The organism is Cetobacterium sp. (assembly GCF_051658645.1).
Taxonomy (GTDB): domain Bacteria; phylum Fusobacteriota; class Fusobacteriia; order Fusobacteriales; family Fusobacteriaceae; genus Cetobacterium_A.
In genome coordinates this window covers 21,652-30,963 of sequence record NZ_JBOFMZ010000057.1, presented here as the reverse complement: position 1 = coordinate 30,963, position 9,312 = coordinate 21,652, and the positions used below count along the sequence as shown (strand labels likewise).

The 9,312-nt window shown below is 29.0% G+C and carries 12 protein-coding genes; 5 read left to right on the top strand and 7 right to left on the bottom strand.

Going from position 1 to position 9,312, the window contains the following annotated elements; genetic code table 11:
* The first annotated feature begins 29 nt into the window (after window positions 1–29).
* Window positions 30–227: a cold shock domain-containing protein gene (locus ACRCZX_RS06900; protein WP_438582194.1), complete on the top strand. Its 198-nt coding sequence runs from the start codon at window positions 30–32 to the stop codon at window positions 225–227.
* Between the two features lie 118 nt (window positions 228–345).
* On the opposite strand, the gene ACRCZX_RS06895 is transcribed toward ACRCZX_RS06900, so the two are convergent.
* On the bottom strand, window positions 346–1,332 hold the full coding sequence (locus ACRCZX_RS06895; RefSeq protein ID WP_438582193.1) for a 2-hydroxyacid dehydrogenase: 987 nt from the start codon (window positions 1,330–1,332) through the stop codon (window positions 346–348).
* 20 nt (window positions 1,333–1,352) lie between these two features.
* Window positions 1,353–2,396 carry an AEC family transporter gene (locus ACRCZX_RS06890; RefSeq protein WP_438582192.1) on the bottom strand — a complete coding sequence of 348 codons (1,044 nt, stop codon included), beginning with the start codon at window positions 2,394–2,396 and terminating at the stop codon, window positions 1,353–1,355.
* Between the two features lie 514 nt (window positions 2,397–2,910).
* Between ACRCZX_RS06890 and ACRCZX_RS06885 the strand changes: the two genes are divergently transcribed.
* From ACRCZX_RS06885 to ACRCZX_RS06875, 3 genes are read left to right on the top strand one after another with little or no spacing between them, the layout of a single operon-like run.
* Window positions 2,911–3,141, top strand: a complete 231-nt coding sequence (locus tag ACRCZX_RS06885; RefSeq protein ID WP_438582191.1) for a zinc ribbon domain-containing protein — start codon at window positions 2,911–2,913, stop codon at window positions 3,139–3,141.
* Window positions 3,142–3,191: 50 nt separating this feature from the next.
* A complete protein-coding gene (locus ACRCZX_RS06880; RefSeq protein ID WP_438582190.1) occupies window positions 3,192–3,368 on the top strand; it encodes an indolepyruvate ferredoxin oxidoreductase subunit alpha in 177 nt (58 codons plus the stop codon).
* 18 nt (window positions 3,369–3,386) lie between these two features.
* Window positions 3,387–3,812 (top strand): DUF1971 domain-containing protein, encoded by a 426-nt coding sequence (locus ACRCZX_RS06875; protein ID WP_438582189.1) that lies wholly within the window; start codon window positions 3,387–3,389, stop codon window positions 3,810–3,812.
* A gap of 54 nt (window positions 3,813–3,866) precedes the next feature.
* Here ACRCZX_RS06875 and ACRCZX_RS06870 read toward each other — a convergent pair whose 3' ends face one another.
* The 4 genes from ACRCZX_RS06870 to ACRCZX_RS06855 form a co-directional block, all read right to left on the bottom strand.
* Window positions 3,867–4,535 carry a cupin domain-containing protein gene (locus ACRCZX_RS06870; RefSeq protein WP_438582188.1) on the bottom strand — a complete coding sequence of 223 codons (669 nt, stop codon included), beginning with the start codon at window positions 4,533–4,535 and terminating at the stop codon, window positions 3,867–3,869.
* A gap of 181 nt (window positions 4,536–4,716) precedes the next feature.
* Window positions 4,717–4,917, bottom strand: a complete 201-nt coding sequence (locus ACRCZX_RS06865) for a hypothetical protein (RefSeq protein WP_438582187.1) — start codon at window positions 4,915–4,917, stop codon at window positions 4,717–4,719.
* A 191-nt stretch (window positions 4,918–5,108) separates the two neighbouring features.
* Window positions 5,109–6,353, bottom strand: coding sequence for an FAD-binding protein (locus ACRCZX_RS06860; protein WP_438582186.1), 1,245 nt, complete (start codon window positions 6,351–6,353; stop codon window positions 5,109–5,111).
* 40 nt (window positions 6,354–6,393) lie between these two features.
* The gene (locus ACRCZX_RS06855; RefSeq protein WP_438582185.1) at window positions 6,394–7,389 is read right to left on the bottom strand and encodes an NAD(P)H-dependent amine dehydrogenase family protein; all 996 of its coding nucleotides are present in this window, start codon (window positions 7,387–7,389) and stop codon (window positions 6,394–6,396) included.
* A gap of 110 nt (window positions 7,390–7,499) precedes the next feature.
* On the opposite strand from ACRCZX_RS06855, the gene ACRCZX_RS06850 reads away from it, so the two are divergent.
* Window positions 7,500–8,399 (top strand): aldo/keto reductase, encoded by a 900-nt coding sequence (locus ACRCZX_RS06850; protein ID WP_438582184.1) that lies wholly within the window; start codon window positions 7,500–7,502, stop codon window positions 8,397–8,399.
* Between the two features lie 339 nt (window positions 8,400–8,738).
* On the opposite strand, the gene ACRCZX_RS06845 is transcribed toward ACRCZX_RS06850, so the two are convergent.
* Complete coding sequence (locus ACRCZX_RS06845) at window positions 8,739–9,302, bottom strand: recombinase family protein (RefSeq protein ID WP_438582183.1); 564 nt, start codon at window positions 9,300–9,302, stop codon at window positions 8,739–8,741.
* Between the last annotated feature and the right edge of the window lie 10 nt (window positions 9,303–9,312).

Genomic DNA, 9,312 nt, shown 5'->3' with positions numbered 1-9,312 from the left:
TACTAACAAAAAATAACGGAGGTACTTAAATGAAAGGTACAGTAAAATGGTTTAACGAAGAAAAAGGATTTGGATTTATAACTGCTGAGGATGGGAAAGATGTATTCGCACACTTCTCTCAAATCAAAAAAGATGGTTTTAAATCATTAAAAGAAAATGAAGCGGTAGAATTCGATGTTGTTAAAGGTGACAGAGGATTACAAGCTGAAAATATTGTATCAAGATAATAATTATTAAGAGTTCCAATTGGAACTCTTTTTTTTTTCATAACTAAGAAGTTTTGATAAATTAATTTATCTACTTTAGTGCATACGCATCAACGTTAAATGGAGTTCAGATTAATTTTTATAATTGGTTTTCACAATAACCTTTTTGAATAAATTCATCTAGATTTTCGTAAGATATTTCAATCATATTTGTTAAAGCTTCATCTGTATATGACCCTATATGTGGAGTAATTAAAACTTTTGGATATAAATCTAAGAGTTTTTGTACAGTATTATCAATCTCTTTAGAACTCATATCTTTAAAGAAGAAATCTTTTTCATTACTAAACACATCAGTAGCGTATCCACCAACTTTTCCACTTTCTAAACCTCTAAGAATAGCTTCAACATCTTGTAGTTCTCCTCTTGCAGTATTAATTAGAATAACATCCTGTTTAGCTTTTGAAATTAGCTCATCATTTAGTAGATTGTCATTCTCTTCTTTTATATACGGACAGTGTACAGTTATAATGTCTGAATTTTTGATTAAATCATCCATAGAAACATATTCTAAAATCTCTTTAGCAGCTTCATTAGGGTAGATATCATAAGCTAAAACTTTAGCTCCTAAGCCTTTAAATAATCTAGCAGTAGTAAGTCCAATTTTTCCAGTTCCAATAACACCAACTGTTAGATTTCGAATCTCTCTACTAAACATATACTCGTCAACAACGAAATTTTTCTCTCTCGATCTGTTGATCATATAAGCTCCCTTTCTAACTAAATTCATAGCAAATGTAATTGCAAGTTCAGCAATAGCATTTGGTGAGTAAGTTGGAACTCTGGCTAATTTGAATCCCATCTCTTTAGCGGCATCTAAATCAATATGATTATATCCTACAGTTCTAGTTAAAAGATATTGAACTCCGTATTTTTTTATAATTTCTAAATTTTTTCTATTAGCTGGACAGTTAGCCCTTAACATAACAGCTTCATGTCCCTCAACAAGGTGGATATTTTCATCATTTAATAGTGCTTCGACAAGAGTTAAATCATATTTAAATCTATTTAATTTTATGAAAAACTCTTCTTCTACTTTTCTAACACCAAAACATATTAACTTCATAAGCTCCTCCTAAAAAATTATTATCCAAATATTTCTAAAGATTTTATAACCTCTAAAATTACAATCCATAACGGCATACATATTACACTGAAAACTGTAGATAGTAAAGAACAATTTGATGTCATCAGTGATTCTTTATCAAATTTGATAGCGTAAGCTGCTGCAACAGTAGCAGTAGGTGTTGCCATCATTATAACTACAGTAGCTAATCCAATAAAAGATATAGGTAAAATATTTGTTACATTTAAAATATATAAAGCTACTATATTTATAGCAGGAACTGCTAAAACTTTAATAAAGCTATATATCCAAGAATCTTTTGATGAGAAAGCTTCTTTAAGAGATATATCAGCAAGTTTTGCTCCGATAGATATCCAAGCTAATGGAGAAGAAAGAGCTGCTAGGTATGTCATTGGTCTAAATAACCAAAAAGCTGTTTTATCAATTCTTAAGAATGCAAATTCTTTACCTGCAACTGTAACTTGTGGTAAAGAGTTTTGGAATACCCAGATAAACATACCTAAGAAAGTTGCTAAAACAATTGGATTTAAAAACATTTGAGTTATATTTTTCTTCTCAACTTTAACACCAGACATCTTTATATATCCGTAAGAGTAAAGGAAAACTCTATAAGCGATATTGAAAATGGACGCATACATAACCCCGATCTCACCATAAACAGCTGCGATTATTGGAATTCCAAAAAATGTAGTGGAACCGAAAATAGTTAAAACTTCAAGAACAGCTTTTTTTTCACCTTTATATTGGATGTATAAAATTTTTGTTAAAAATATTAAGATAATATAGATTGCAAATCCCCAGATTAAAAGATTTAATCCTTGTTCTAAACTATTTTTATTGATATCTTGCATAAATGCGTTAAATGCCAAAGCTGGTAGAGATGCAGAAAGAATAACGTCACTTAATGTTTTTGATGTACTACTTGTTAGAACCTCCTTTTTTCTTAAATAGAATCCAAAAAGAATAATTAGAATAGATGACGATATAGCTCCAACAATACTATTATTGCTGATAATACTTGAAAAAATTTGACCGAAATTCATAAAAAACCTCCTATAATAAATTTTAATATTTAATATTAAATACTATATCTGTTCAATAAATCTTTTAAAAAAGTTTAAATAAATATTTTTTTACTAAAATTTTAAAAGAAAATCTGTTTTTTATTGAATAACTAACTTAATAAGTATTCATTAATTCACAAATTTAAAGGAAGTTAGTAAGAGTTGAAACATTGAGAAATTGGGACTCTAACGAAATTTCTTCGGTTTTGTGAGAGTAGGGTAAAAGGTGGAGATAACGTCAAAGCCTTACCTATTGCTATAAGCAATTTTCTGTTTTAATAGAAAAAGTAGTTTCACGAAAATATGAAAAAACTAGGGAGGTGACAAACCGTTACGACAAGAGCCAAAATATCGTGAAATTAGAGAAAAAAATAAGGCTCGTTTATAGAAGGATTTCTAATATTCGTAACAATAATCTTCATGGAATTACTAATGAGATAGTGAAAACCAAGCTATCTAGAATTGTAATGGAAGATTTAAATGTTAAAGGTTGATGAAAAATAAGCATCTCTCAAAGGCTATAGCTGAACAAAATTTCTATAAATTTATAACTTATATGAAATATAAAGCTGAATTTAATTTGATTGAATTTATACAAGTACCAAGATTTTATCAAAGTTCTAAGACGTGCTCAGATTGTAGAGCTACTAAGAAAGATTTAAGCCTTCCGAGAGTTATATGCACTAAAGTAGATAAATTAATTTATCGAAATAGGATTCTATAAATAAGGAATGATACTTTTGACTTTTATAAGTATCTAGTAACGGAAAAAAGATGGCTCATAGAATAAATAAAGAGGAATGTATAGCTTGTGGAGCATGCCAAAGTGTATGTCCAGTATCTTGTATTTCAGAGGTTGAAGATTCAAAAAGAGAAATAGATGAAGATATATGTATAGATTGTGGAGCATGCGCTTCAGTATGTCCAGTATCATGTATATCACAAATTTAATTAGAAGGAGTTAGCTAAATGAAAAAAAATGATTGTAGCTGTGAGGAACAAAGAGAACCAATAATTGTAAATCCCCATGTTGAAGCAGAGGCAAATGAAGTTATTTTTGATTTAGAGATTAAAACAAAAATAGATGATGGGGTATTTGAAGATACAATTATTTATAGTAGAGATGTGGTACCTACTAATTTAAAAAAAATAAATGAAACACCAGTAATGAACGAAAAAACTATATTTTCTGAAATTTTGAAACTACATAAGCTTCCTGAAGGTAAATTCGGATTACTAAAAGTAATTTCTGGAAAAGTAAACTTTGCTTGGGAAGAAGAGCTTAATGTTATTTATACAGTAGATTTTGAACATTCATTAGGCATACTTCCAAACAAGCCTCACAGAGTTATATTAAATGGACCTGTAGAGTTGAAAATAGAGTTTTATGAGTAAAAATTAATTAGCGAGCTAGTTTTAACTAGCTCGCTAATTTTATTATTATTTAAATTAATTAATTTCAATCAATAAAAATTTATTGTCTGTTTTAGCTTTTATTTCATATAAAGTATTTGGAGGAATTGCTAGAATTTGATCTTCTTTTAAAGTTTTAATACTGCCATTAATAGTAACATTTAGTTTTCCATCTAGATTTAAAATAATTAATTCTCCTTCAGTTTGATTATGTTCAATTTCTTCATTTTCTGATAAAGCAAACATTAAAGATGTCAAGTTTTCTAAATTTAAAACTCTTTTACTAACAACCCCACCTTTAAATCCAATCAAGATGTCTTTCATTATAATTTCTTTTGAATATTCTAAATTTATAAATCCACCAACTTCTTCTTGTTTTTTTACTATTATTAATAACATTTTAGCTTTTTCTGTAGCTTTTAATGCATGAGGAATGTTTGCAGGCATTAAAATCATTTCACCTGCTCTCACTTTATAAATAACTTTATTTATAGAAATTTCTAATTCTCCATCTAAAACATAAACTAAAGCATCTGCTGGAGCACTATGCTCACTTAGCATTTCATCTTTATCAAAAGCGAAAATAGCCGAGTTTAAAGAATTTTTTAAAGCAATCATTAAGCTGTTTATTGTTTTTTCACCATATGGAACTAAATCCTTTAGTGTTATAACCTCGTTTAATTTAATATTTCTTATTGCGTTCATTTTGTACCTGCTACAAAACCATATACAAAAGTATCTTTCTTTGATTTTTACCTCTTCAACGAACTCTGCCTCGCTAAGCTACTACAGTTTGTTTAGTTCTCCGTGGTCGTTAATTTCCCATTTATAATTATTTTATACTGCTTACAATCTCTTAGATTTATAGAGGCGTTTAAATCTCTATCTATTTTAAATCTTCAATTGTTATGTAATTAGGCTTGGTTCTTACCAAAGTGTTTACAACTTTTTTTGTATACTCAGTTCTAATATTTGAAAGTCTATAGTTTATCTTTTGAACTGATAGAACATCTTTTTCAATATTCTGTTTTGTAGCAATTTCACCTCTCTTTTCTCTAAATTTTAGACATTCAAATTTTCTACTCAAACTTTTTTGTTTCTCTCAAATATTAATCTATATTAACATTAAAAATAAATAAATTCTGTATCATATGGTACACATTACGATAAAAATATTATATACTATTTATTCAAAAAACAGCTTTAAATCCAGGAAAACGTGGAATAACAACGCTAAGGATTTTCGTGACCATCGATAACCCATTTATTTTCAATAATTTAATCTATATTTAGCGCTCTTAAAAATTCTAAAAAAGTAAGGCACATTTTCTTCGGCCGAACTATTTTATTTATAAAGATTCTATTTTCAACAGTTGTTTCAATATTACCACTTAAACTTCCTGTTCTAGGATCTCCAAGAGGAAGCATTTGAATATCCTCCATTCCAATTAAATTAGCATTTACTGATTCAGATAGGACAATTCCATCTCCTGTAGCTCCTGGAGTATTTGTCGAAAGAATGCTTTCTACCAATTTAGGATTATATTTTGTTCGATATTCAAGATTTTTTGAAAAACCTCCTGTTGCTAAAACAACACCACTTTTGCTTTTTATAGTTAAAATTTCTTCTGGTGTCTCAATTATAGCACCAACAACTCTATTATTTTCAACTAATAACTGTTTAGCTTGAGCATTTAATAATATTGGAACTTCATTTTTCTTTAAAAACTTTTCATAAGTTAATATATATCCCGTTCCTACAGGTTCAATAGGTTTATGACTTCTAGGATAAAGAGCACCTAAAACTGTGAAAACATTTTCTCTAAACTTCATTCCTTTATCTTCTAACCATTCAATACCTGAATAAGCATTTTCAATTAAAATTTTAACAAGTTTTGGATTTCCTTTTTTATCTCCACCTTCAAAAGTATGTTTATAAAAAAGTTCGTTAGAGTCAACTATATTCATAGGCTCTTGTCTTTTAGGATCTACTGCATTATAAGCACCACCCGCTAAGATAGTATTTCCTCCTAAAAAGCTCATTTTTTCAACTAAAATTACTTTAGCACCATTTTCAGTAGCTGAAGAAGCTGCTGCTAATCCAGCTCCACCACCTCCAATAACTAAAACATCTGTCTTTAATTCTCTTTTTTCTTTTACTAAAATCTTTTCTTTTTTAATTTTTCTTAAAGCTGAAATATCAGCACCTGAGCTTTTAAGAGCTTCTATTATACTTCTATAGAATCCATTACTTGTCGATGTTGCTCCTGCTACCATATCAACACCTAATCCTTGAATTTCTAATATATCTTTTCTTATATTGTCAAAAGCAGCATTAGAAATTATGTTTGTATCGTTATTTGAAATAACCTTAATATCATCAATCTTTTGATTTTTTATAATTACCTCTGTTTTGATATCTGATTTATACCCTTTACTAGTTCCAATATATACTCCATCTTTCATTCCATTTCCAAGTATAATTGTTGAAATTAAAAGATAGCTTAATAATTTTATTTTCATAATATACCTCCATTTTCAAGCTTATTAATATATTTCGTAATTATTTAGCATTTTTATAAAAATTAATATGATTACTTAAATATAGAGGGTTTTCAAGTTTATCAACAGTAAGATAACCAGACGGAGCATTAATTATACTAGGTATTCTATTTACAACAGTTGCACAAGTATGTTCAACTGTTGAAGGTTTTTTTATATAAAACTCTGTATCAGGTTCACCTATAATTTTCCACTCACACATATCTCCATCTTCAGGACCATAAACTTTTCCTATACATTGAGTCTCTATTATTGGACCTTGGAATGTTTCTGTTGTTACAACAGCACTCATTCCAATACATTTACCCGCTTCAATTTCTTCACCAAGTGTTACTGAATAAATATTTTCTTTATGGAAATATGGAATACATTTTTGACTTTGGCTTTTAATAGTCCACCCCATCAAATTACAAAGAGATTCATTAGAATTCCAAACATAGCTTGGTTCTAGAGACTCTGGATGTGCTAAGTTTTTTTCAAATTCTTCTTTTGTAAATCCTGCTCCATGTGCTTTAGCCAAAGCTAAACCATAGTCTTCAACATTATAACTAACAGCCCCTGTTATTTTTTTTATATTATGTACTCCGCCTGCAACTAAAGAAATTAAATTAATCCAATAAAGATCTTGCATTCCAGAACCAGTTATAGTACAACTATTTTTTTTAGCTAATACATCTAATTTATTTGTTAAAGCTGATGATGTTGTCCATGGGTATATTGCTTCTTCACAAGTTGTTATTACATTAATTCCTCTTGATAAGCATTTTTCAAATTGTTCATAACAATCCCCTAAAAAACTAAAAGTTGTTACAATTGATATATCTGGATTAGTTTCATCTAAGACTTTATTAGCATCATTACTTATTTTTACTCCTAAATTAAATCCCAATTCAGCATATTCTCCAATATCTAATCCATTGAGATCTGGATTAGAATCAATTGCTCCTACAATTTCTGCTCCTTTTTCATATAAATATCTTAAAATATATTTAGACATTTTTCCACAACCGTATTGGACTACTCTAATTTTTTCATTTTTCATTTTTATTACTAACTTTAATAATTATATGGTATTATTAAATAACAAAATGAATAAAGGTGGGGGTTATGAAAAGAGTAAAACTAAGTGAAAAATTAGAAATTTCAAACATTGCTTTAGGATTTTGGCGTTTAGATAGTTGGAAGATGTCAAAAGAAGAGTTACTAAAATATTTAGAATCAGCTATAAAAATTGGAGTAACAACATTTGATCACGCAGATATTTATGGTAGCTATACATGTGAAAAAATATTTGGAGAAGCATTGGCTTTAAAACCAGAATTAAGAGATAAAATTGAGTTGATAAGTAAAGTTGGAATAAAGTTAGTATCTCAAAATATGCTAGAAAATACTTATCATTGCTATGATACGAGTTATGATCACATAGTTAAAAGTGTAGAACAATCTTTAATTAACTTAAATACAGAGTATTTAGATTTGGTGTTGATCCATAGACCTGATATGTACATGGATGCAGATGAAACAGCGAGAGCTTTAACAGATTTGAAAAACTCAGGAAAAGTTTTAGAATGGGGAGTTTCTAATTTTTTACCATCAGATTTTAATCTTCTACAAAGTAGGTTGAATTTTAAATTAGTTACAAATCAAATTGAAGTTTCTCCATTAAAAACTGAACATTTTTTTGATGGAACAATTAATTTAATGCAAGAAAAGAGATTCCCAGCTATGATTTGGTCTCCTTTAGCAGGTGGAGATATATTTACTTCTAAAAGTGAAAATGTGATTCAATTAAGAAAGGTGCTAAAAAGATTAGCTCAAAAATATAGCTGTGAGATGGATTCAGTAGTTTATGCTTGGCATTTAGCTCATCCAGCTAACTTTATACCTATTTGTGGAAGTGCAAAGATTGAGAGACTAAAATCAGCTGTAAAAGGTTGTAGTGTTAAGTTAACAAGAGAAGAATGGTTTGAAATATTTCAAAAAGGAATGGGAGTAGATATTCCATAAGATTACTTTTATACTCTTTGAGATAGAAGTGTTATGATATTGAATTATTAAACAATACTTAATTTTTGCCATAATTAACGCCCTAAGTTAAGCTTAGGGCGTTTTGTGATGTGTACCCTGTCAAGGGCACACATCAAATTATAATTTAGTAATTTCTATTAGTGGTTCACAACGCTAAGTGTTTATATACAGAACCCAGGAAGTTGAACACTAATCGTACTCAAGCTCCTGGTTTTGTTTTCTTTTTAAAAACTCTTCTAAAAAGCGGGCCAAAAAGCCACATAGATATATATACTAGAAAAGTTAAAAGAAAAAAAGTTCCTATTTCTTTCCATGGCATTATTTATCAGTCCAATTTTTTAAGAGTTTGTAAAACGTACTTTTTTTAAGCTTTAAGACTTTCATAGCAGTAATCGCTGTTATTTCACGACTTTTCCACATATTATAAATTTCTTCCCAGTTTTCAGGAAATGGAATCGGTTTACGTCCAACATATTTACCCATCTCTTTAGCTAAAAAGATTCCTTCTTTTTGACGCTCTAATAGGTTCGTTCTCTCGAATTCATTTATAGCTCCAATCATTGTAAGCATAAGTCTTCCTGTAGGTGTAGAAGTGTCTATGCTCTCTTTAAACGACACTAACTCTACCCTTTTCTCTGCTAACATTTCAGTTATATCTAATAAATCCTTTGTAGATCTTGCTAATCTTGAGAAATCATGAATATATACAGTATCTCCTTCTCTCACAAAATCTAATAGACTTTTTAATTCTGGTCTACCTTCTATATCTTTAGCTGAACTTTTCTCGATATAAATTTTTTCAACATTCATTGATTCCATTTTTTTTGTTTGACGCTCTATATTTTGATCAATAGTAGAGACTCTCACGTAACCGACTTTCATAATTTCCTCC